The organism is Pedobacter caeni, from assembly GCF_900129215.1.
Lineage (GTDB): Bacteria > Bacteroidota > Bacteroidia > Sphingobacteriales > Sphingobacteriaceae > Pedobacter > Pedobacter caeni.
Genome location: NZ_FQUQ01000003.1, coordinates 99641 through 123618, shown reverse-complemented (window position 1 = coordinate 123618; position 23978 = coordinate 99641). Strand labels below are relative to the sequence as shown.

Sequence of the window (23978 nt, the reverse complement as noted above, 5' to 3'; positions counted from 1 at the left end):
CTTAGCTATTATTTATAACTTCTTTGTGCAACCTTGATGTTTTCAAATTTCAGCTCTTCTTTATGCAGCTCAAATTTAACACCTTCTTTGAACTCCCATGCTGCAACGTAAGCATAGTTTTCATCATCACGCATGGCTTCACCTTCTTCCGTCTGATATTCTTCCCTGAAGTGACCACCACAAGATTCGTTTCTGTTCAAGGCATCGATACACATCAATTCTCCCAGCTCAATAAAGTCGGCTACACGGCCTGCTTTTTCCAGCTCAGGATTGAACTCATTGGCTTCTCCCGGTACACGAACATCGCTCCAGAAATCTTTACGCAATTGCTGAATTTCCGCAATCGCTTCTGTTAAGCCTTTGGCGTTACGTGCCATTCCACATTTTTCCCACATGATCTTTCCTAATTTCTTATGGAAATAATCAACGGTTTTGGTTCCTTTAATTGCAAAGAATTTATCGATAATTCCTCTTGCACTAGCCTCTGCTTCTACAAACGCCGGGTGATCCTGAGGAATTGGTTTTGTGGCCAGTTCTTTAGATAAGTAAGCACCAATAGTATAAGGAATTACAAAGTAACCATCCGCTAATCCCTGCATTAAAGCAGAAGCCCCTAAACGGTTCGCACCGTGATCAGAGAAGTTAGCTTCTCCCAGAGCATATAATCCCGGAACGGTTGTCATTAAGTTATAATCTACCCATAGGCCACCCATAGTATAGTGAACCGCAGGATAAATACGCATTGGCAATTCATAAGGATCTTCTCCTGTGATCTGCGCATACATATCAAAAAGGTTACCATATTTTTCCTTAATTACCTCACGGCCAAGGCGCATGCAGGTTTCTTTATCAGGGTTATGGATATTCTGTACGTTGGCTTCAATACGGCCATAACGCTCAGTATTGGCTTTAAAATCAAGATAAACAGCTAGTTTAGATTTACCTACACCATAACCTGCATCACAACGTTCCTTAGCAGCTCTGGAAGCCACATCACGTGGTACAAGGTTACCGAAAGCAGGATACCTGCGCTCTAAATAATAATCTCTTTCATCTTCAGGAATCTCCGAAGCTTTACGTGGATCATCCTTCTTTTTAGGTACCCAGATTCTGCCGTCATTACGTAATGACTCAGACATCAGGGTTAATTTACTCTGGTGATCACCTGAAACAGGGATACAGGTAGGGTGAATCTGCGTATAGCAAGGATTACCAAAGAAAGCGCCTTTTTTATGTGCTTTCCATGCTGCAGTTACGTTACTGCCCATTGCATTTGTAGAAAGGTAGAATACGTTACCGTAACCGCCACTACACAACAATACCGCATGTCCTGAATGACGCTCCAATTCACCTGTAAGCAGATTACGGGCAATAATTCCGCGGGCTTTGCCATCTACTACGACTACTTCAAGCATTTCATGGCGGGTAAACATTTCTACCTTACCCATTCCTACCTGACGCTCCAAAGCGCTGTATGCGCCTAAAAGCAATTGCTGACCCGTTTGACCGGCAGCATAAAAAGTTCTTTGAACCTGTGTACCACCAAAAGAACGGTTGTCTAACAGACCACCATATTCCCTTGCCAGAGGCACACCTTGTGCCACACACTGATCTATAATATTTGCACTTACTTCTGCTAAACGGTGAACGTTAGCTTCACGTGCACGGTAATCACCACCTTTTATGGTATCATAGAATAGACGGTAAGTACTGTCCCCATCATTCTGATAGTTTTTCGCTGCATTAATCCCACCCTGAGCTGCGATAGAGTGCGCTCTTCTCGGGGAATCCTGAAAGCAAAAACATTTAACTTTATAGCCCATCTCTGCCAGGGTTGCTGCTGCCGAAGCACCTGCCAATCCCGAACCCACTACAATAATTTCGATGCTTCTTTTATTTGCCGGGTTAACTAATGGCATAGAAGACCTCAATTTGGTCCATTTATCCGTTAATTCGCCTTCCGGTATATTTGCATTTAATTCAGCCATTTTATTTAAGCTTTATACGTTCAAAAATTATTTAATAAGACCTGCATAAATTGCTACAGGCATAGCTGCAAATAGTATTGCGATGATAATTGAATACCAGATACCAAATGCTTTGATGAGTGGAGTATATTTTTTGTGATTCCATCCCAGCGTCTGGAATGCAGAAGCAAAACCATGTAATAAGTGGTAAGCCAGAGAAACCATTGCCAAAACATATAAAATCACTACCCAAAGGGTTTGAAATCTTGCCACCATCACTGCAAAAAGATTTTCGTGTCCTGCTGAATCAACGGTAGGAATTCCTGTAAAACGGGAAACTACCCAGAAATCAGATAAGTGTACGATTAAGAAAATCAATAAGATCGTTCCTAATAATCCCATTGACCTGGAGTACCATTTGCTGTTTGCAGCACCATTATTTACCGCATACTTTACCGGACGTGCAGCCTGATTTTGAAAAACCAAACGTAAACCCTGGATAATGTGTGCCAGTAAGCCCGCCATCAAGACCACTTCCATTGCCCTGATCAGCCAGTTGGTAGCCATAAAGTGAGCCCCTACATTGAAGGTTAAACCACCGTCATTCACGAAGATCAAAGCATTTATAAAGCAATGAACCGCAAGAAATGAAATAAGAAACAGGCCGGTGATACCCATTATTAGTTTTTTTCCTATAGACGAGGAAAAAGCGTTTCCGAAACTAGCCATTTGATTGTATTTTAGTTCTATTCCTGCAAAAGTATTTAATAAAAGAATTAATTTGTTAATCATTGTCATAAAATAACGACAATAAAGCTATTTAGAAACGTTCTAAATTTTACAGAGCCATGACAAGTGAGAATTCAAATCCAGACCACCCTGAATGCAAAAAGGGAGGCAGTTTTTGCTGCCTCCCTTTTTAAAGGATCAATTAAATTATTCGTTTAGAAAGTAAAAGTATAGTTTCCATTCGGGCCAACGCCGGAGATGGTGGTCATTCCACTTTTTGAAGTAGGCAATGCCGCTTCCACGTCTTTTGCGCTATTTACAGTTTTACCATTAACAGTAGTGATCAACAACCCTTTAGGAAGGTCCATTGCATCGAATACTTTTCCTGGCTCAACACTGCTTACTACGACTCCATTTTTCACTCCATATTTGGCTTTCACCTGTGCAGGAGCCGGAGCAAAAGCTGCACCTAACTTACTGATGGTGGTACCTGTTGATTTTCCAGCTGGTGCTGCTTTAGCAAGATTCACACTTGCATCCCCTTTAAGGGTTACATTTAAGTCTTTTAAAGCACCATTTCTCAATACCGTCAGCTGTACTTTATCACCAGGACTCATACGACCGATTTTTTCCTGTAAATCAGGAGAATCGTAGATCGTTACGCCATCTACTTTTTTAATGATATCTCCTTTTTGGATTCCTGCAGCAGCGCCACCACCATTAGGCAGTACATCACTCACATACAATCCGTTGATGTCCTTAATTTTCAATTCTTCTGCATAATCCGCATCAAGAGGTCTGAAATTTACACCAATATAGCCACGTTTCACCGCTCCATATTTTCGGAAATCTTCCAGGATCTTTTTCGCCAGGTTTACGGGAATGGCAAAACCATAACCTTCATTGGTACCTGTCTGAGATGCGATTGCTGCATTAATTCCGATCAACTCACCGTTTGCATTTACCAATGCTCCACCGCTGTTTCCAGGGTTAATTGCCGCATCAGTCTGAATGAAAGCTTCAATACTGTTATTGGTACGCTCAGGTGCTTTTCCAGTTCTGCGGTATTCATCATACTCTTCTTCTGTCAGCTGACCTTGTTGTCTCGCTAAGATACCGATGCTTCTTGCTTTCGCACTCACAATTCCTGCGGTTACCGTAGTCTGAAGGTCAAGCGGGAAGCCCACTGCCAATACCCATTCCCCGATCTGTACATTGTCTGAGTTTCCCATTTTCACAATCGGAAGATTGGTTTCTTCTACCTTGATCAGGGCAAGATCTGTGTTTGGGTCTTTTCCAATTACTTTAGCCATCACCTTACGACGGTCAGACAAGATCACCTCGATCTTATCAGCATTATCCACCACGTGGTTATTCGTTACGATATAACCATCAGGCGTAAGTATTACACCAGACCCTGAGGCTGCTCTCGGCGCACGTGATCTGCCACGGCCACCGCCGCCACCAAAAAACTCTTCGAACATGTCCATTGGTGAGCCACCTCCAGCTCTTTCGCTGCCGGAGCTACTGCCATAAGAAGTTTTAATGTGCACCACTGCCGGTGATACTACTGAGGCAGCCTGGACAAAATCTACAGCTCCTGTAGAGGATATTTTTACGGGATTGTTAGCAAAAAGCACATTTTGTTTCTCCGCTAATGTCATCCCATCATTGTTGCGCTCTAACAGTTTGTAAGCGCCAATCGCAGCCGCACCACCTATAAATGCGGCTAACACTATCAATCCGATTCTTTTCATTTGTATTTTTTGTTTTTTTTAATTGTTTCAAAAGCAATCCGATGGAGCTTAAATTCCTAAAGCAAAGCTGGCATGGATTGTGATTTATTCGTTTTACTCGTTAAGAACTAATTCTTTTGTTTCAATTACTCAAATTTAATACCATATAAACGATATTTGCATAAGTAACAGGCCGTGAATACTGTTAAAAAATGTTAAATGACAAGCACCAACATCTCATGAAGATCCACTTTTTCAAATACCAGGGCGCAGGCAACGATTTTATCTTAATAGACAATCGTGATCAATCCTTTAAATATACAGGTAATAATACGGTTCTGCAACTCTGTAACAGACGTTTTGGGATTGGTGCAGATGGATTGATGCTCCTTCAGAATCATGAAGATTACGACTTTGAGATGCTTTATTTCAATGCCGATGGCAACCTGGGGAGTATGTGCGGAAACGGAGGCAGGTGTATCGTTGCCTTTGCCAAACATTTAGGAATAATTGACACGGAAACTAATTTTTTGGCAGTTGATGGACCACATTATGCCAAAATTTCAGAAAAAGGCGACTGGGTTGATCTGCAAATGATTGATATTGATCATATTGGGAATGATGGAACCGCGTATGTATTAAATACCGGGTCGCCACATTATGTGCAACAGGTAAGCAGATTAGAAGCCTTGGACGTATATAAAGAAGGCAAAGCGATCCGCAACAATTCGACCTATAAAGCCGAAGGGATCAACGTAAATTTTGTGGAAGATCAGGGAGACCATCTTTTTGTCCGCACTTTTGAACGCGGCGTAGAAGATGAGACCTATGCCTGTGGTACCGGGGTAACGGCTGTAGCCTTATCAATGGCCCAGCATAAACATCAGCAAGGACATATCAAAACGCCTGTTAAAGTATTAGGCGGAGATCTGCGGATTGAATTTGACTATGATGGTACTCAGTTTAGAAATGTATTTCTATGTGGTCCTGCAGCACAGGTTTTTCAGGGGGATACTGAGGTCTGATTAATCTCCTTCTGCCAGATATGCAGCCAATCCGATTTTGATCTCTCCAAAACTATAGTCTCTGCCCAGATGTTCCCGGATCGGGTTCATCTGCATCGTTTTCAGTTCCCTGATGGTCTTCAGAATCTTATCCAGCTTTTTTGAACCGATAATGTCTTTGGCCGCAATCTCCTGTTTGGCCACGTAATGTGCCAGGTGACCTTCAATCGTACCAATCACCATTTTCCGGTCTCTTGCGATTTCAGCAATTGTTTTCCCTTCTTTATGCAGCTCCAGTGAAACCTCTTTGGTATCCACTTTAGGTGCTTTCTCCTTAACTGCTGCCGTTTTAGCCTTACTGGATTTTGTCTTTTTGGCCGTAAAGTCCAGCTTACCGGGAACTGCAAAAACTTTTTCCATTACTGCTGCCCGTTCTGCCTGACTCAACAAAGCATTCACATCTTTTTTAGTAAACTCACTTCCATTAATCGTAGCATTCAGCAAGGCTGTAGCTTTACGTATTTTCTTAAACTGATCGTAAAACAAGGCTTCCATTTCCAGCAATTCCGTGAGATAAGCAGTCACTTGTTTATCCAGTTTCACCAGTTCCATACGTTCAAAGATGCGTTTGGAAAATCCCACCAGCAAAGGATTAAAATAGTTCTCTGCGGCAATGGTGCGTTCCAGCAATGCAGCCATTCCTGCTTCCGTTTTTACCTCATACATCCGTTGTATCTGAGTTAAAAACTTACTTGCGTTTACTTTCACCTCGGTCAGGTCCTTCAGCAACTGCCCGGCCCATTTTACATGTTTTTGTTTTGCCGATTTATTGATGTCTTTGGTATAGGAATGCACATGTTCGTATACATAATTATCCAGTGGAGCGAGGTCAAAACACTGCAACAGGTAAGACCTCAGAAAAACATCACTTTCTGTTCTGATTTGTGTAGCCAGATTCTGCTGGTTTTCTTTAGTTTTAGAGAAGAAAGAAACATTCTGGTCCTGACGGATACCCGATCCTGAGATCTGGGAAGTTAAGATCAGTCCATCCAGGGAGCGCAAACGGGAAAGTGCCACATAGATCTGTCCCGGTGCAAAAGCATTTCCAATATCAATAATTGCACGGTCAAAGGTGAGGCCCTGACTTTTATGAACCGTAATGGCCCAGGCCAGCTTTAAAGGATATTGGGTAAAGGTTCCTACCAATTCCTCTTCAATTTCACCGGTCACTTTATCTGTAGTATACTTGATGTTCTTCCAGGTATACTTTTCAAGTACAATCTTTTCTCTTGTACCTTCCGTCTCTACCTCAATTGTATCTGTTCTCAGCGAAGTGACCACCGCAATCTTTCCATTAAAGAAACGCTGCTCACCGGTAGGGTCATTTTTAATGAACATGACCTGTGCCCCCACTTTAAGTTCCAGAATGTGCTCTGCAGGGTAGGCATATTCACTAAAATCATCTTCAATTTTAGCCACATATAAAAAAGAAGGGGCTTTCAGCTCTTCCAGACTTTGCTTATTTAACGAATCTGCTTTATTGTTATGTGTGGTGAGGGTGATGTATTTATCATCAATAGAAGGCTTAAAATCGGCCTTATAATATTTATCCAGCAGTGCCACATCCTGCGGGGTCACCTCATTATTTCTCAGGTTATTCAGTAGGTTGATGAATACTTCATCTGCCTGTCTGTAGATCTTTTCCAGTTCGATATAAATGGGCGGATTGTTCTGAAGCGCCAGGGCATCAAAGAAATAGGCACTGTTATAAAATTGCCCTAACAAGTTCCATTCGGTAGATTTCACTACCGGGGGTAACTGATGCAAATCGCCGATAAACAAGACCTGTACTCCACCAAAGCTGGCTGTATTGTTTCTTCGGATATAGCGTAAGACCATATCAATGGCATCCAGCAGATCCGCACGGAGCATACTGACCTCATCAATGATCAGCAATTCCATATCCGTCAGCACCTTTCTTTTCGTCGCCGTCATGTTCAAATGGCGGACAATAGATTTTGGGGTATTGTATTGCTGGTTATAATGATCTCCTTCCGCAGCCGGAGCTTTAGGCAGGTAAGTACCGAAAGGAAGCTGGAACAGGGAATGGATGGTTACTCCCGCAGCATTTATGGCTGCAATGCCTGTAGGCGCTGCAATAACCGCCTTTTTATGTGTCAGTTCAATTAAATTCCGTAAGAATGTGGTCTTCCCTGTACCGGCCTTTCCCGTCAGAAAGATGTGTTTAGAAGTATAATTTACGAATTTAGCGGCAAGCTCAGCAGGGTTTTGTTCAGACATATTGTAGGCATCAATTAAAAATAACCATCTCAAATTGGTGTTTACAAAGATACTAAGAATGCTGACAATTAATAAACCCTAATCATAATTAAAAAACAATCGTAAAAGGAAATACGTAATATTACAGATTAACACAACAAATGTCACCAAACCGGAATGTCGGAAAAGGACTTTATTTTCTGCTAATTCCTGATTTTCTGTTTTGATAACAGCATCCGGAATTAGCAGAATTGGAGATCAGATGTTTTATTTCTTCTGCTTGATTTGTTCCAGCAAATCAGAAAGCTCTTTTACTTTCTCCGGATGTTTTTCCGCAAGGTTATTCTTTTCGCCAAGATCTTCTGTCAGATGATACAACTGAGGACTAGGCAGGTTTCCCGATTCAATCCCCACATCTTTCATAAAAGGTGCTCCGCCGCTGGGACTAATGTATTTCCAGCCTTCTTTGATCACAGAAAGTGGCCCTCCCTGTTCTACAAAAGAAGTCCTTCCTTTTATAGATTTACCCAATAAGGCCTGGATCAGGTTTTCGCTGTCCGGCGCATCTCCTTTAGGAACAGGCATGCCGATCAAATCAGAAAACGAGGCAATTAAGTCCATCTGGCTTACTAAAGCCGGCGATACCTGAGCCTTGATCTGTCCCGGCCAGCTGACAATAAAAGGCACTCTTGTACCACCTTCCAGCGCACTGTATTTGCCACCACGCAGTACACCTGCAGGCTGATGCCCATTTTGTTTGGTTACGGCTTCGTCCTGATAACCATCGTCCAGTACCGGACCGTTATCACTCGTGAAGATGACCATTGTATTTTTATCAATCCCCAGCAATTTCAGTTGCTTCATGATCTCTCCTACCGTCCAGTCGAGCTGTAAGATCGCATCTCCCCGTAAACCTAAGCCACTTTTACCCTTAAATCTTGTTGCCGGCATACGGGGTACATGAGGTTCCGTTAAGGCGAAATAAAGGAAGAAGGGTTGTTTATGATTTTTTTCGATAAAGCTTTGGGCAGTACTCAGAAAAGTGGTAGAAACCTCTTCATCCACCCATCGTGCCATTTTGCCTCCGCTCATATAACCGATCCGGCCAATGCCATTTACAATCGTCTGGTTGTGGCCTTGGCCCGGCGAAGACTGCATTTTCAACAATTCAGGGTGGTCCTTTCCTGTTGGATCGTCACCCACTTTTTTTGCGTAATCAACAGCAATCGGATCATTGGCTTCCAGGGCAACTACTTTATGGTTTTCCAGGAAAACTGTAGGTACGCGGTCTGCTGTTGCCGGAAAAATAAAAGAATAATTAAAGCCAACCTCATTTGGTCCGGGTTTCAGTTCTCCATTCCAGTCTTTCGTTACCGTTTCTCCAATACCCAGGTGCCATTTTCCTACGATTCCCGTCTGGTATCCTGCTTTTTGAAACAAGTTTGGTAAAGTAGTTTTATCTGTAGGAATGATGAGTGCTGCATCACCAGGCAAAATACCGGTTCCTTTTCTGCGCCACGGATATTCGCCGGTCATCAATGCATAACGCGAAGGTGTACAGGTAGCTGAAGTGGCATGCCCGTCTGTAAAACGAATCCCATTGGCAGCCAGACGGTCCAGGTTTGGGGTTTGAATTTTCGTGGCACCATAACAGCTCAGGTCTCCGTAGCCCAGGTCGTCCGCAATAATGTAAATGACATTCGGCGCCTTGACTTTTGTCTTCTTAACAGACTGGGCCCCGGCAGCACAGGCCATGGCAATAAAAAAAGCGGACAACAGGTTCTTCTTCATGTGTATGAGTTTAAGCAGCGCTAAAGATAGAAAACACCACAGGGATATTTGGGATAGATGAATAAAAAATGATCGGCTTTGCAACATATCAAAACAATTACGTCTAATGTCTAAGACTTATCCATGCAATGACTGTCTTAATAGCAGGTCGACAAGAAATACCTTTTAACATAATTTAACAGTTTTTAAGGATTATTTAACACTGTTACTAAAGCTTTAGTTATACCTTAGATTAACCAACATTTCCCCGAATGAAACATAAAATTTTAGCCCTTATCTTATTCTGTATGAGCTCAGTCTCTTTATTTGCTCAAAGCCAGTATGAGGTCAGAGGTTTAGTAACAGATACTGCCGCGAGTTACAAAATGGTCAATTCGACCATTACCCTTTTAAAAGCCAAAGATTCTACGCTCGTTACATTTACCAGGGCTACTGCCGATGGTTCTTTTAGCCTGAGTAATCTTTCTCCCGGCAAATTTATCCTATTGCTGAGCTATCCCGGTTACGCAGATTATGTAGAAGGCTTCCAACTGGATTCCGCAAAGAAAATACGGGATTTTGGACAGATGAATATGACCCTGAAAGCAACAATCCTGAAAGGAGTAATTATTCAGGGAAATATTGCCGCTATAAAAATAAAGGGTGATACTACAGAATTCAATGCTGCAGCCTATAAGATCCAGCCAAATTCAAAAGTAGAGGACCTGTTAAAGCAGCTTCCGGGTATTACAGTAGATAAAAACGGAAAAATTACCGCACAGGGAAAGACCGTAAATAAAGTACTTGTTGACGGAGAAGAGTTTTTTGGTGATGACCCGACCCTTGTGACTAAAAACTTACGGGGTGACATGGTGGACAAGGTTCAGTTGTATGACAAGAAAAGTGATCAGGCTGCTTTTACCGGTATAGACGACGGGCAAAAAAATAAAACGATTAATATTCAGCTCAAAGAAGATAAAAAGAATGGTTATTTCGGTAAGGTAGACGCAGGAGCAGGAACGGAAAAATTTTACCAGGGACAAGGCATGTTTAACGCCTTCAAAGGTAAGAAGAAGCTCTCTGCCTATGGTACAATTGGCAATACAGGAAAAACGGGTTTGGGCTGGGAGGACAATGACAAATATGCTGGCTCTCAAATGGAAATGACTGAGGATGGCGGTATGATGTTTTTTACTGGTGGAGGTGATGATGGTCTGGATTCTTTTAGTGGCAGGTATGATGGACGGGGAATTCCTCTGACGAGAAGTGGTGGCGTTCATTTCGACAATAAATGGAATAAGGACAAAGAAACCATTAACACCAATTATAAAATTGGCTCGATGGATGTGGATGGAACCAACACGACTTTAACCCAGAACAATATCCCCAAACAGACTTATAACACCACAGCTAACGGGAGCTTCAACAACCGGATGTTCAGGCAAAAACTGGATGCAGCCTATTCCATTAACCTTGACTCCAATTCTACCCTGAAAGTTTCCGTTGACGGAACCTTAAAAGATAGCAACAAAGAGGATAAATCATTCGCGTCGAGTACCAGAGATGACCTAACCCAGTTAAACACGAGCGATAACAGATCCAGCAATGACGGAAATCAGAGGATTTTAAATGCCAGCGCGTTCTATACTCATAAATTAAAGAAAAAAGGACGTACTTTCTCTTTGAGACTCAGTCAGGCAGTCAATGACAATAAAAGCACTGGCTTTTTGTATTCTGACAACCAGTTCTTTGACGAAAAAGGAATTTTTTCCCACAAGGAAACCGTGGATCAATACAAAACGAACAACAGCACCAGCAGTGTTTTCAACAGTAACCTAACCTATACTGAACCCCTCAGCAAAGTACTTTCCCTGATCGTAAATTATGGATTGGGGATCAACAAAGGTGTTTCAGACCGAAAGTCCTTTAACAAGGCCACCGATGGCAGTTACAGCATTCTGGATCAGGAATACAGCAACAGTTTTGAGCTGAATCAGCTTTCGAATCAGGGTGGAGCCATATTCAATTTTAAAAAGGGAAAATCGGTCATCGACTTTGGAACTAAAATCAGTGATGTGAAATTTGAGCAATTCAACAAGTATACGAACACCACCTACAAAAGAAATTTCACCAACTGGAACCCTCAGGCTAGTTTCAGGTATAACTTCTCGCAAATGGCTTCTTTCAGTCTCAGTTATAACGGAAGCACAAGGCAACCTGGCATAGATCAGCTTCAGCCGCTGAAGGTAAATACAGACCCCTTGAATATCATAGAAGGGAATCCGAACCTGCGGCCTTCTTTCAACAGCAGTATCAATGCCGGCTATAACTCCTATAAAGTAATGAGTGGTCAGTCTATCTATGTAGGTGCTAATTATGGTTTCAACTCCAATGCCATCACCAACAGCGTCATCACTGATAAGGCTGGAAAAAGCACCTCTCAGTCGATCAATTTATCAGAAAAAACCCCAATTAATTATGGAGTCTATGTTTACCTTGACCGGAAAATTAAACTTTTTGACATGAACATCGGATTGAATGGAAATATGAACGGGAGTACGAACTACAATTTGGTCGATCAGGAGCTCAATAACACAAAATCCAATTCTTACGGCGGACAACTGCGTTTATCAAAGTATAAAGAGAAAGGATATGCGCTCTCTATATCCGCTGGTCCTACTTACAATACCAGCGAATCCTCTTTGCAGAAACAACTCAGTAACAACGGATGGGGTACTAAAGCTGAAGCAAGTTTCAGTTTCCATCTCCCTGGAAAATTAGAGATTGGAACAGATGGGGATTACGAGTACAGGGCCAAAACCCAAACCTTCAACCAGGAGTTTGAGCGTTTCATCTGGAATGCTTCCATCAGTAAAAAATTCTTTAAAGAAGAGAACCTTAAACTGACGGCATCTGCAAATGACTTACTCAATCAGAATGTTGGCTTTGACCGCAACTCCAGCAATAACAGAATCACGCAAAGCAACTATACCACTATAAAAAGATATTTCATGTTATCCCTGATCTGGGATTTTAATAAAATGGGCGGATCAGCCCCTAAACCTTAAGCACAATGAAAAAGCCACTGATTTTATTTTTTTTACTATTTGGATATACCCTTACACAGGCTCAGAATGTACGGTTTACTACCGATGGGCTGATTGAATTTGAAAGGAAAACCAATATGTATGCGCTGATTAAAAAAAGCATGAACAAAGACAATGCTTCTTATATGCAGGAAGCTTTTGATGCCTATAAAAAAAGCAACCCTCAATTCAAAGTTTCGAAAAGCACCCTTGCTTTTTCAAAAGATAAGACCCTGTTTACCCCTGTTAAAGAGGAAATGTCGAGAGGTTTTTTTGGAGATGACCCCACTTCCACGCAAAACAACACCATTTTTACAGATCTCGGCAAATCGAGTTTTATTGCTCAGAAAAACATATATGAAGAAATTTACCTCGTAAAGGACAGCACCAGAAAGATCAACTGGAAAATAACAGAAGAAACCAGGGAAATTGCCGGGTATGAATGCAGGAGGGCTAATGCAATTGTGCTTGATTCTGTCTATGTAGTGGCCTTCTATACAGACAAGATTCCTGTTTCCGGTGGCCCGGAATCATTCAGAGGACTACCAGGTATGATTTTGGGTGTTGCTTTGCCGCACGAGAATGTATCCTGGTTTGCCACAAGTATCAAAGACAGACCGGTAACCGATGCGGAGCTAAAAGCTCCGGTAAAAGGAAAGCAGATGAACAATAAAGGATTGATGGATACCATTCATGCTGCACTGAAAGACTGGGGTGAATATGCTCAGGTTGCACTAAAGGCTTTCAGCCTTTAGTTTACCAATAGCTTATATCCTTTACCATGAACATTCAGGATTTCCACCTTAGGGTCTTCTCTAAGGTATTTCCTCAGTTTACTTAAAAACACATCCATGCTGCGTCCGTTAAAATAATTGTCATCATGCCAGATGCTCAGCAGCGCTTCTTCACGGGTAAGCACTGCATTCTTCTTTAAACACAGCAATTGTAACAGCTCTGCTTCTTTGGTACTGAGTTTCTGCTGTTGTCCGTTAAAGTGAATCAGTTGGGTCGTATAATCAAAAGTATAATCACCAATCTGGAATTGAGTTTCCACCGGGCTTACTTCTACCCCTTCTTTTGCAGATACCCGTTTCAATAAGGCATTAATTCTTAAAAGTAATTCCTCAATCCTGAAGGGTTTGGTAATGTAATCATCCCCACCAAGATCATAAGCAGAGGCTTTGTCTTCCATCATCGCTTTTGCCGTTGCAAAAATGATAGGGATATGCTGGTTGATTTTCCTGATCTCTTTACCCAGCGTAAATCCATCTTTCTTAGGCATCATGACATCGAGGATGCACATGTCAAATTCCTGCTTTCCAAAAGCCCTGAGGCCCTCCTCCCCATCTACACACAGGATGACATCAAATTTGCCTTTAAGTTGCAGGTAATCTTGCAAAAGTAAACCCAGATTCGGATCATCTTCTACCAATAGAATTCTTTTCATTAGTTATGGTTTAGCGGTAATATTATTTCAAATACAGTCCCTTTATCTTTTTCACTATGCACTTTGATTACACCGTTCATCTGATCGATGATATCCTGTACATAGTTCAGTCCGAGCCCGAATCCTTTTACATCATGTAAATTTCCTGTTGGCACCCTGTAGAATTGGTCAAAAACCCGTTTTGTTTGTTCCTTGGTCATCCCAATCCCTTCATCAGCGATTTCTATGACCAGGTTTCTGCCTGCGTTTTTAGTGCTAAGTGTAATCTGAGGTGCATTTACACTATACTTGTTGGCATTGTCAATCAGGTTATAAATGACATTGGAAAGGTGCAATTCATCGGCATAAATGAGCGGCTGACTGGCATCCAGATGCAATTTAATAACCGCATCTTTCTTTTGTAACTGAAGGCTCATGCTATCCACCACGACCAGAATCAGGTCATTGATGTTCAATTCCGTCTGTTCAAGTTTCAATTCTTTCTTTTCCAGTCTGGCGATACTCAGGACCCGTTCAATATGGTTTCCAAGACGTACATTTTCATCATAGATGATTCCTGCCAATCGTTTCACCCTACTCTTATCTTCCGTAATTTCCGGATCTTTCAGGGCCTCACTTGCAATCATAATCGTTGCCACAGGAGTTTTAAATTCGTGGGTCATATTATTGATGAAGTCGGTCTTCATTTCAGAGATTTTCTTTTGTTTTAAGATGGCATAAATGGTATAAGCAAAAATGAAGATCAGCACCAGTAGTAATCCTGCAGATGAGGCCATAGTGACACTCAGGTTTCCCAGGATCAATGAATTTTCATTTGGGAAGTTTACGTATAACATCCCCGGATCACGGAAAATATCATTGCTAAACAAGGCTGCTTTATGAACGTCAGCAGGAATCGGTTCTACATAAGAATTAGAAATCCTGCGGTATAAAAGGGAATCTTTATTCGCCAGTTTTACCCAAAAATCATAATTCAGCTTGATGTTCCTGTTCAACAGCTCATTCCTGATGAGTGTGTCGAGCACATCACGAGGCACCCGTTCATCGATAGGCACATTTTCCTGTTGCATTTCTTTAGCCACATCTTCCAGGTAATACAAGCTATTCGCTTTAATAATGACCGTATCTGTGAGTAACTCTTTAAAAGCCCGTTTGAACTTTTGTTCTTCAATCTCATCTTCGCTTTTAAATTTCGCTACCATTTCCGGAGACACCCTTGGAAGTGTAATCAGCAGGGGTTTATGGCTAAATGCGTTAAAGGCCAGGTATCGGATACTATCAGGCAAACGGTCGGCAGTGACTTTAAAAGTTACTATTTTTTCAGGGATATAGGTCTGGTTGACATTTGCGGTAATCACGTTTCCGGCTTTATCCACGCCCAGGTTCATATCTACCTGTAATGGAGATCTTTTATCATTGTCGAGACTGGATAATGATACAAACTCTTTTTCAGTGATGATCATTGGACGGACATAGTTGTTCCTGATCACACTATCCTGCATATTTAAATCTGCAATGATCTTTTTTTGCTGTTCTAATTTCCGGAGCTCTTCTTTTTCTTTATGCTGTTCCTTAAAATTTACCAGCAACTGAGCTTTATCCTGTAGCTCAGCCTCCCTTTGTTCCCTAAGCTGACCGTCCTTTTTACTGAGGTGACTTGCAGCATATCTTTTCTGAACTTTATTAACAACAGCTGTTAAAGCCTGGGTAACGTCCTGTTCGAAAAGCTGTGATTTTAGGTTATAGGCCTCCCTTATGTAATACAATTGCATTACAAAAACACCAAGCAAGGCTATGGTCATTAAGGCGGTGATTAACCAAAGGCTTCTTTTCTTCATTACAGGATATTCAAAAATAAATAAGGATTAACAGAAAAGTGCTTATTTAACACTTTTTAACACCGGATTTTGCTGTAGAGAAAAACAATTTAACACAAATACCTGGGAAAACGATATTAAAACCATCCGATCCGGAGCCTTAATGTAAAGCCAGAGCAGACAGTCCTATGTCGAAGAAAATCCAGTATAAGATGTATTACTGAAAAAACCACTATTTTTAAAATGTAAAGTCAAATCACCAGACCCTCCTCTAAAAATAAGCCCAGTACAAGAAAAGCACCCTGGGACACATAGCCGATATCGACTCAGACTGAGTCTGCCCTAAGTCCAGGTTAAGTCCACAGTGAGTCCACGTTTTTGCAGGAAAAAGGTGGGCTCACTGTGGAGGTAAAATGCAGCTAGCCTGAATTCACTACGGCTTTATCCCGGAGGCTAATCCTACAAAAAATAAAGGCTATCCGAAATGATCGGATAGCCTCGTGGTCAATTTGTTTATTTAAAAAAGATCTTTAGAAAGGAAGATCATCTTCCTCGCCCGGAGCACTATTTAAATCAGCTGGTGGTGCATACGCCGGGGTTGCTGCTGCAGCTCCAGGAGTAAGGGCATTGATACGCCATACCACTAAACTGTTAAAATAAGATGTTTTTCCGGCTTTGTCTGTCCATGGACGACCACGTAAGTTAAATGAAACTTCAACGTCGTCACCAGTTTTCAAGCTATCAAATAAAGCTGTTTTATCTTGTAGAGCCTCAAACCTGATGTATTCAGGATAAGTAGGGTTTTCTGCATATTCTATAATCAGGTCACGTTTCTTAAAAGTCTCACTCACCTGTTGTAATGCACCAATTTCATGCACTTTTCCTTTTATTTCCATAACAATTACTGTTTTATTCTCGTACGAAGTTCAAATCTCTATATTTTTATTGATAACTTCGCACAATAAATTATGCAAGTTTTCCACACAAAAAGCAAGGTTATCTTAACCTGCAACAAGCGGCTATCGCCATATCTACAGGAAGAGGTTAAAGCCCTGGGCTATACTATTGTCAGGGATTTTCCTACAGGAGTAGAGTTGAATATTACCCTCTCTGAATGCATTAAGTTAAATTTGAACTTAAGGTGTGCCAGTCAGATCTTATATTGCTTAAAGAGCTTTAAAGCCAATAATCCGGAAGAATTGTACCGGGAACTGCTCGATATGGAATGGGAAGAACTGATTGATTTCTCGGGATATTTCTCGGTGACTTCAAATGTGGATAACCCTACGATCACCACTCCGCTCTTTGCCAACTTAAAGGTAAAAGATGCAATTGTTGACCGCATTAAAGATAAAAAAGGAATCCGCCCTAACTCAGGCTCTGATGCCAATAAAGCAGTGGTTCATTTGTACTGGAAAGACAGTGAAGCGGATATATTTATAGACACTTCAGGAGAAACGCTGGCAAAACACGGCTACCGTAAAATCCCGGGAAAGGCACCAATGCTGGAAGCCCTGGCCTCAGGAGTGATCATGAGCAGCCAATGGGACCAGAAATCGCCATTCGTAAACCCAATGTGTGGTTCCGGAACATTAGCGATTGAAGCCGCACTTATTGCCACCAACCGCAGACCCGGCTTATTCCGTATGAATTATGGTTTTATGCATATCCTAGGATATGATGAAGAAGTATTTTTCGCGGAACGCAGGATTCTGAAAGAGCAGGTGATTAAAAATATAGACCTTCAGATCATTGCCACTGATATTTCCGAAGATGCGGTAGATGTGAGCCGTAAAAATGCAAAAACTGCCGGTGTAGACACACTGATTACGTTTGAAGTTTGCGATTTTGCGGAAACGGTAGTACCGGAAGGTGGTAAAGGAGTCGTGTTGTTTAATCCTGAATATGGAGAGCGTTTAGGGGTACATTCCAAACTGGAAGCCACTTATAAGCGGATGGGCGATTTCATGAAGCAGGAGTGCAAAGGTTATTTCGGCTATATCTTTACCGGAAACCCTGATCTGGCTAAAAAAATCGGCCTTAAAGCCACCAGAAAATTAGAATTTTACAACGGCAAACTGGATTGCCGGATGCTGGAATATGAGCTGTATGACGGTACCAGAAGACCGGAACCAAAAGAGGTTGTGTAACTAATTCATATAGAATAAGATTTTTTGTCTTTTTCGAAATCCGTTCTTGTTTAGTTTTCGTTTATACTAGTGGATAAATGAAAACTAAACTTCCCAAATATGAAAGAGCGCCTCGAAATTAACGTCAGGGACATTCCCGGCAACATCAAGAAAGTCAGAAAGATCAAAGCCCTAACCCAGGATTACCTCGCGGCAAAGCTGAACATTTCCCAGAATGCCTATAGCAAAATTGAATTAGGGCATAGTAAACTGACCGTAGAGCGGTTATACCAGATTTCAGTGATACTGGAGGTACAGATGAACCAGCTCATTAATTTTAAGGTGGCCGACTTTACGAAGGCACAACTCGTCCCCGGATAATTCTCCACATCATCTATTTTTACCATCAATTCAGATACATTTGCCTCAAATGCAAAATCTGATGAACCCTATTATAGACAAAACCATACAGTTTGTAAAAGAAACACTGGCTGGTGCAGAAGCCGGACACGACTGGTTTCACATTGAACGCGTTTTCCGTAACGCCCAACATCTGAATGAAACTGAAAAAGGCGATGAACTGGTCGTTGCCCTGGCCGCGTTGTTACATGACATTGCCGATTCGAAATTCAACGATGGAGATGAAGAAATCGGTCCAAGGATAGCCGGGGATTTTATGAACAGCCTTGAGCTTGCCCCTTCGGTGATTGAGCATGTCCGGCAGATCATTAAAAACCTGAGCTATAAAGCCAGCCTGGGGGAAATCAGTTTCCAATCCAGGGAGCTCAATATCGTACAGGATGCCGACCGTCTGGACGCGATAGGTGCAATAGGGATCGCGAGGGCATTTACTTATGGTGGCTATAAAAACCGGGTCTTGTATGATCCTGAGATCACACCGAATCTGCACATGAGCAAAGAAGAGTATAAAAATTCGACCACTCCTACCATCAATCATTTTTATGAAAAGCTCTTAAAGCTGAAAGATTTGATGAAAACAGCATCCGGAAAGAAGATGGCTGCTGAACGTCATGATTTTATGCTGCTTTACCTGGATCATTTTTATCAGGAATGGCAAGGGAAAATTTAACCTTGAATTTAAATCTAAATTGTAAATTGCCTGCATGAAGTTAAGCGTCCTCGTCCTCATAGCTGCTTTTGCAGTAGGCCTGTCCATTGGCCTGGTAAATTTCTACTTTCAACAGAGCTGGTATTTTATGCTGGTTTCTTTTGCTGTGGCCTTTATTACCAGTTTTATTGTTTTTTATTACCTGCTGGAAAAGTACATCTATTCCAAGATTGTACTCATCTATAAGCTAATCCATAATCTTAAACTGGGAAAAGACCTGAAAGATGCTTTAGGAGAATATGTTTCTTCCGATCCCATCAATGATGTGGAACATGAAGTGAAAGAATGGGCGGGAGCAAAAAAACGGGAGATTGATATCCTGAAAAAACAGGAGCAATTCAGAAGAGAGTTTTTATCTAATGTTTCCCACGAATTTAAAACGCCGTTGTTTGCCATACAAGGTTATATAGAGACTTTACAGGATTGCCTGACGGATGACCCGGAAATGGCAACTAAATTCCTTAAAAAGGCGGAAAACAATGTAGAACGCCTCAGCTATCTGATCAATGACCTGGATTCTATTTCCAAACTGGAAACCGGAGAAATTCCGATCAATTATGAGAAGTTTGACTTTGTCCTCCTGGCAAAGGAGGTGATGGAAGGCCTGGAAGATAAAGCAAAAACAAAGGAGATCAAGATCTCTTTCAAAGATAAATATACGCACCCAGCTTATGTGAAAGCCGACCGGGAGAAGATCAGACAGGTGATGATCAACCTGATTCAGAATTCCATAAAATATGGCAAGGATCAGGGTTCAACGGCCATTAAAATCTTTGAATTGCATGACCAGTACCTGGTGGAGGTCACCGACGACGGAATTGGAATTGAGGAGAAACACCTGCCCCGTTTATTTGAACGTTTTTACCGGATAGACTCTCACCGTTCCAGACAGGAAGGTGGTACGGGATTGGGCCTTGCCATCGTGAAACATATCCTGGAAGCACATCAACAGATCATCTCGGTAAGAAGTACCCAGCAGATCGGAACCACTTTTGCTTTTACACTCGAAAAGATTGGTTAACAGAAACAAAGCTTTTTCAAAATAACTTAACACTTAACATTAACTTAACATTACACTCATACTTTTGTAGCATATTTTATAAGTAGGATGGGCTAGGCGCCATGCGGGTTTCATCTGACAATTAAAACAAAATATAATATAACAGATGAATAGCATTTTTAAGTTCTTCACTCCAAGAGACAAAAAATTCCAGCCCTTGTTCGAACAGGCAGGCAGCAATGTATTGAAAATTTCTGAAGCCTTATTGCTTGCCCTAAGCGCAACTGACCTGGAAAAAAGAAAAGAATACATCAAAGAAGTGGAGCGTCTTGAGCACGTTGGTGATGACATTACCCATTCAATTTTCTTAGAACTAAGTAAGAATTTTATCACTCCTTTTGACAGGGAAGACATTCATGCACTGGCAAGTGCGGTAGATGATATTGCAGATTATATTCATGCTTCTGCAAGCAACATCGAACTGTACAACATTGTTAACATTGGTGATGCAATGATCAAACTTGCAGAACTTTTGGTAGAAATGTGTACAGATTTAGACAAGGCAATCAAAGAATTAAGAAGCTTCAAAAATATCCGCGTTATCGCTGATGCCTGTGTAAGGATCAACAGCGGCGAAAATCAGGCTGATTATGTGACAAACCTGGCCATTGCCCGTTTGTTTGAATTTGAAACCAACGCAATTGAACTAATTAAACAAAAAGAAGTGCTGCAGACCTTAGAAATGGCTACAGACAAATGTGAAGATGCAGCAAATGTGTTGGAATCTATTTTGGTAAAGAACGCTTAAACCTTCAAAAAATGGTAACTACCTTATTGGTTGTTGTAATTGTCCTGGCAATTGCCTTCGATTATATTAATGGCTTTCATGATGCCGCAAACTCTATTGCAACAATTGTATCAACGAAAGTATTATCCCCATTCCAGGCAGTGTTATGGGCAGCGCTCTTCAATTTTGCTGCATATTTTTATTTTACAGATCATAAAGTGGCCAACACCATTGCTAAAACGGTTGTGGAGAATTTCATTACCCTTGAAGTAATCCTTGCCGGTCTTTTAGCCGCCATCACCTGGAACTTATTTACCTGGTGGTTTGGTATTCCTTCCAGTTCATCGCATACCCTGATTGGTGGTTTTGCGGGTGCAGGTATGGCTAAAGCAGCAACAGTTGGTGCCGGCGTAATGTCGGCAATTAACCTTGCCCCGATCCTTAAAGTGGTGGCCTTCATTGTGCTTGCCCCGGTAATCGGGATGGTGATCTCCGTGATTATATCTATTATTATCCTTCATATTTCCAAAAATGCAAGGCCTTCGGTTGCGGAGAAATGGTTCAAAAGGCTACAATTGATCTCTTCTGCGGCCTTAAGTTTCACGCATGGTGGTAATGATGCCCAGAAAGTAATGGGAATCATCTACGTATCCATGGTGGCGGCAAACGTACTTAAGACAGGTGATACGATGCCGGAGTGGATTCCAATCTCCTGTTATGCTGCAATTGCATTAGGAACGATGAGCGGTGGTTGGAAAATCGTTAAAACAATGGGTTCAAAAATTACTAAAGTAAATGCTTTTGAAGGGGTAGCTGCAGAAACTGCAGGTGCGGTAACCTTAGGGATCACAGAACACTTTGGTATTCCCGTTTCTACCACCCATACGATCACAGGATCTATTGTTGGGGTAGGTTTGTTGAAAAGGGTATCCGCTGTACGCTGGGGAGTAACGGTAAGTTTGTTATGGGCATGGGTATTGACCATTCCTGTTTCAGCAACACTTGCCGCTCTTGTTTACGCCGTGATTCACTTGTTCTTTTAGAAGCAGGCTCACAAAAAATATCATATAAAAAAACGGGATCATCAATTGATGATCCCGTTTTTTTATATGATCACTTTTCTAAAAGATAATATTGAGGATGATCTTCTCAGTTGGATTGGCCGGGATTTTCCATTTGGGACCATTCAGAACTAACCTTTTTGCTTCCTGGTCGTGTGCCTCATCAATACCATTCAGGACCTGAACATCTGCCGGCCTTCCATCTGTACCGATCACGAAACTGAGTTCAACTCCACGGTCAAGAAAAGGCTCGTTACTCAGTTTATTGTTTCTTCGGATATACCGGGCCCATTTGTCCCAGCCTCCCTCAGGAATTGAGGCCATATCCCTATCTCCTACCTGTTGATTCTTTCGTTCCCTGCGTACATCAGGTTTTTCCTTTTTAGCGGAGCTCATGCCTGTTACCACGACTTCAGACAATGCTGAATGTTCTTCAGCTAAACGGATACTCATTGCTTCATTCCATTTTGCAGGAACTACTTTTGAGCTGTAACCCAAATAATTCAGGACTAGTTTATCTCCTTTAACACTGCTGTCTGCCGGAATCCGGAACCTTCCTTCTGCATCAGTAATTGCAGATAGTTTGGTCCCTTCGACCTTTACCAGGACACCTGGTATTGGCCCGCCATCTTTTTCCGAGGTCACTTTACCGCTCAACTCTGAGGTACTAATCCCTTTTACAGGAGCAGCCATTCTGGCAGAAGCTACCGCAGCATTCCCATATGGCTTTTCTTCCGAAACGATGGCCGTAGCACTCGCGGTCACAGCTTGCTTTCTCATGACAGGGTAACCAACAACAACAACCTCCTTGAGTGTTTCCGGAACAGCATCTGCAACGGGTACAGGACTTGCTTTTGCACGATTTGCGGCATAAGCATTTGTTTTAGCCTTAAGCAAGGCCCGATCCACTTCATCATTGCGAAGGGTTGCCGGACTCTTCTCTACTTCAACAGCATCCTTCTTAGGAGCGGTTTTCAACTGAGCAAGCGCATCTGCAGAAACAGGAGGTGCAGGCTCCGGGACCACAGGTGCAATATCTACGTCTACCGACTTCGGCTGTTTGGCCAACTGGTTCTGATGTGCGGTTTCTTTCATCCAGAAAATAATACTCACAGAGATAAACAATACTGCAGCTGTTGCCGCAATACTCAATCGCTGCCAGGTAATTACCTTTGTTTTCTTGGACTCCTGCTGACCGGCAATCCGCTCCTGCAATTGTTTCTGAAGCAAAGAGATGGATTGCAAAGCACGTTTAGGAGAAGCACTCAAACCGGCCAATGCTTCGGCCACGAAAGGATCTTCAAGCGCTTCACGCTCCACCCTGTTCATGGTTTTAGCATCCAGCTTACCATCAAGATAATCTTCTAAAACTCCTATATCTAACCAATCGTTATTCACTGCTGTTTTTTTCTATACAAATTTTCAAGTTCCTTTTTCCATTCTGGATATAACTCTTCACTTTTACCATTTCATAGCCGGTAATATCCGCCACTTCTTTATAACACTTCTCCTGCAAATAGAACAAATCTACGCTAAGCCGCTGTTCTTCAGAAAGGGTTTCCATACACCTCTCCATAACGGTAAGCTTCGTTTCTTTTGTATCATCCATATCAAGATGCACAAATTCTGTGTTTTCCACAAAAGTATCTTCCAGAGAGACGGTTGTATTCTTAGAATTTTTACGGATGGCCATTAAACAATGGTTCCTCGACAAGACATGGAGCCAGCTTTTGAAGTTCTGTACTTCATGAACTTTCAGTTTGCTGACCAGCTCTTCAAAGATCTGCATGACGGCATCTTTGCTTTGCTCTTCGTCCTTCAGATAGTTCAGGCAAACCCCAAATACCAGGTGCATGTACTTGTTGTACAGCTGGCCCAATACTTCCAGGTCGCCGCTGATTTTGTATCGGGCAATCAAAGCAGCATCGTCCTGCTCCTGGATTCTGGTATTATTTTTAATAAACTTCAATAGCTGTCCGGGACATAATTCGCTCAAGTATAAAAATATTTTCTGATACTGGTATGGAAATTCTTTA

The 23978-nt window shown here is 41.9% G+C and carries 19 protein-coding genes; 9 read left to right on the top strand and 10 right to left on the bottom strand.

The annotated features are described in order from the left end of the window. Nucleotides 1–8: 8 nt before the first annotated feature. From BUC20_RS15130 to BUC20_RS15120, 3 genes are all read right to left on the bottom strand, one after another. Complete coding sequence (locus tag BUC20_RS15130; protein WP_073231943.1) at nucleotides 9–1988, bottom strand: fumarate reductase/succinate dehydrogenase flavoprotein subunit; 1980 nt, start codon at nucleotides 1986–1988, stop codon at nucleotides 9–11. 27 nt (nucleotides 1989–2015) lie between these two features. Then, nucleotides 2016–2759, bottom strand: a complete 744-nt coding sequence (locus BUC20_RS15125; RefSeq protein ID WP_234994523.1) for a succinate dehydrogenase cytochrome b subunit — start codon at nucleotides 2757–2759, stop codon at nucleotides 2016–2018. 152 nt (nucleotides 2760–2911) lie between these two features. Beyond that, nucleotides 2912–4453 (bottom strand): trypsin-like peptidase domain-containing protein, encoded by a 1542-nt coding sequence (locus BUC20_RS15120; RefSeq protein ID WP_073231942.1) that lies wholly within the window; start codon nucleotides 4451–4453, stop codon nucleotides 2912–2914. 218 nt (nucleotides 4454–4671) lie between these two features. Here BUC20_RS15120 and dapF point away from each other — a divergent pair, with 218 nt between their 5' ends. Continuing rightward, on the top strand, nucleotides 4672–5457 hold the full coding sequence (dapF, locus tag BUC20_RS15115; protein ID WP_073232681.1) for a diaminopimelate epimerase: 786 nt from the start codon (nucleotides 4672–4674) through the stop codon (nucleotides 5455–5457). Here dapF and BUC20_RS15110 read toward each other — a convergent pair whose 3' ends face one another. Both BUC20_RS15110 and BUC20_RS15105 read right to left on the bottom strand, forming a co-directional pair. Beyond that, nucleotides 5458–7737 (bottom strand): helix-turn-helix domain-containing protein, encoded by a 2280-nt coding sequence (locus tag BUC20_RS15110; RefSeq protein ID WP_073231941.1) that lies wholly within the window; start codon nucleotides 7735–7737, stop codon nucleotides 5458–5460. 246 nt (nucleotides 7738–7983) lie between these two features. After that, the gene (locus BUC20_RS15105) at nucleotides 7984–9507 is read right to left on the bottom strand and encodes a sulfatase family protein (RefSeq protein WP_073231940.1); all 1524 of its coding nucleotides are present in this window, start codon (nucleotides 9505–9507) and stop codon (nucleotides 7984–7986) included. 251 nt (nucleotides 9508–9758) lie between these two features. Here BUC20_RS15105 and BUC20_RS15100 point away from each other — a divergent pair, with 251 nt between their 5' ends. Both BUC20_RS15100 and BUC20_RS15095 read left to right on the top strand, forming a co-directional pair. Beyond that, nucleotides 9759–12554 carry an outer membrane beta-barrel family protein gene (locus BUC20_RS15100; RefSeq protein WP_073231939.1) on the top strand — a complete coding sequence of 932 codons (2796 nt, stop codon included), beginning with the start codon at nucleotides 9759–9761 and terminating at the stop codon, nucleotides 12552–12554. Nucleotides 12555–12559: 5 nt separating this feature from the next. Beyond that, a complete protein-coding gene (locus BUC20_RS15095; protein ID WP_073231938.1) occupies nucleotides 12560–13327 on the top strand; it encodes a GLPGLI family protein in 768 nt (255 codons plus the stop codon). Here BUC20_RS15095 and BUC20_RS15090 read toward each other — a convergent pair. The 3 genes from BUC20_RS15090 to BUC20_RS15080 form a co-directional block, all read right to left on the bottom strand. Next, a complete protein-coding gene (locus BUC20_RS15090) occupies nucleotides 13324–14019 on the bottom strand; it encodes a response regulator transcription factor (RefSeq protein ID WP_073231937.1) in 696 nt (231 codons plus the stop codon). The two genes, BUC20_RS15095 and BUC20_RS15090, sit on opposite strands and share 4 nt — an antisense overlap. Further along, the gene (locus BUC20_RS15085; protein WP_073231936.1) at nucleotides 14019–15857 is read right to left on the bottom strand and encodes a sensor histidine kinase; all 1839 of its coding nucleotides are present in this window, start codon (nucleotides 15855–15857) and stop codon (nucleotides 14019–14021) included. Before BUC20_RS15085 ends, BUC20_RS15090 begins: the two co-directional genes overlap by 1 nt. Nucleotides 15858–16366: 509 nt before the next feature. After that, a complete protein-coding gene (locus BUC20_RS15080) occupies nucleotides 16367–16732 on the bottom strand; it encodes a DUF3127 domain-containing protein (RefSeq protein ID WP_073231935.1) in 366 nt (121 codons plus the stop codon). Between the two features lie 72 nt (nucleotides 16733–16804). Between BUC20_RS15080 and BUC20_RS15075 the strand changes: the two genes are divergently transcribed. The 6 genes from BUC20_RS15075 (at nucleotide 16805) to BUC20_RS15050 (ending at nucleotide 21924) form a co-directional block, all read left to right on the top strand. Then, nucleotides 16805–17986 (top strand): THUMP domain-containing class I SAM-dependent RNA methyltransferase, encoded by a 1182-nt coding sequence (locus BUC20_RS15075; RefSeq protein ID WP_073231934.1) that lies wholly within the window; start codon nucleotides 16805–16807, stop codon nucleotides 17984–17986. A 99-nt stretch (nucleotides 17987–18085) separates the two neighbouring features. After that, a complete protein-coding gene (locus BUC20_RS15070; RefSeq protein WP_073231933.1) occupies nucleotides 18086–18346 on the top strand; it encodes a helix-turn-helix domain-containing protein in 261 nt (86 codons plus the stop codon). A 61-nt stretch (nucleotides 18347–18407) separates the two neighbouring features. After that, nucleotides 18408–19055, top strand: coding sequence for an HD domain-containing protein (locus tag BUC20_RS15065; RefSeq protein ID WP_073232680.1), 648 nt, complete (start codon nucleotides 18408–18410; stop codon nucleotides 19053–19055). 34 nt (nucleotides 19056–19089) lie between these two features. After that, nucleotides 19090–20115, top strand: a complete 1026-nt coding sequence (locus BUC20_RS15060; protein ID WP_073231932.1) for a sensor histidine kinase — start codon at nucleotides 19090–19092, stop codon at nucleotides 20113–20115. Between the two features lie 145 nt (nucleotides 20116–20260). After that, nucleotides 20261–20902: a DUF47 domain-containing protein gene (locus tag BUC20_RS15055; protein ID WP_069379321.1), complete on the top strand. Its 642-nt coding sequence runs from the start codon at nucleotides 20261–20263 to the stop codon at nucleotides 20900–20902. An 11-nt stretch (nucleotides 20903–20913) separates the two neighbouring features. Further along, entirely contained in the window at nucleotides 20914–21924 is a 1011-nt protein-coding gene (locus BUC20_RS15050) for an inorganic phosphate transporter (RefSeq protein ID WP_073231931.1), read from the top strand. A 78-nt stretch (nucleotides 21925–22002) separates the two neighbouring features. Here BUC20_RS15050 and BUC20_RS15045 read toward each other — a convergent pair whose 3' ends face one another. Together BUC20_RS15045 and BUC20_RS15040 are read right to left on the bottom strand one after the other, a co-directional pair. Continuing rightward, nucleotides 22003–23340 carry a carboxypeptidase-like regulatory domain-containing protein gene (locus tag BUC20_RS15045; RefSeq protein WP_073231930.1) on the bottom strand — a complete coding sequence of 446 codons (1338 nt, stop codon included), beginning with the start codon at nucleotides 23338–23340 and terminating at the stop codon, nucleotides 22003–22005. Continuing rightward, nucleotides 23333–23911, bottom strand: a complete 579-nt coding sequence (locus BUC20_RS15040; RefSeq protein ID WP_073231929.1) for an RNA polymerase sigma factor — start codon at nucleotides 23909–23911, stop codon at nucleotides 23333–23335. The genes BUC20_RS15045 and BUC20_RS15040 overlap by 8 nt, the downstream gene beginning before the upstream one ends. Between the last annotated feature and the right edge of the window lie 67 nt (nucleotides 23912–23978).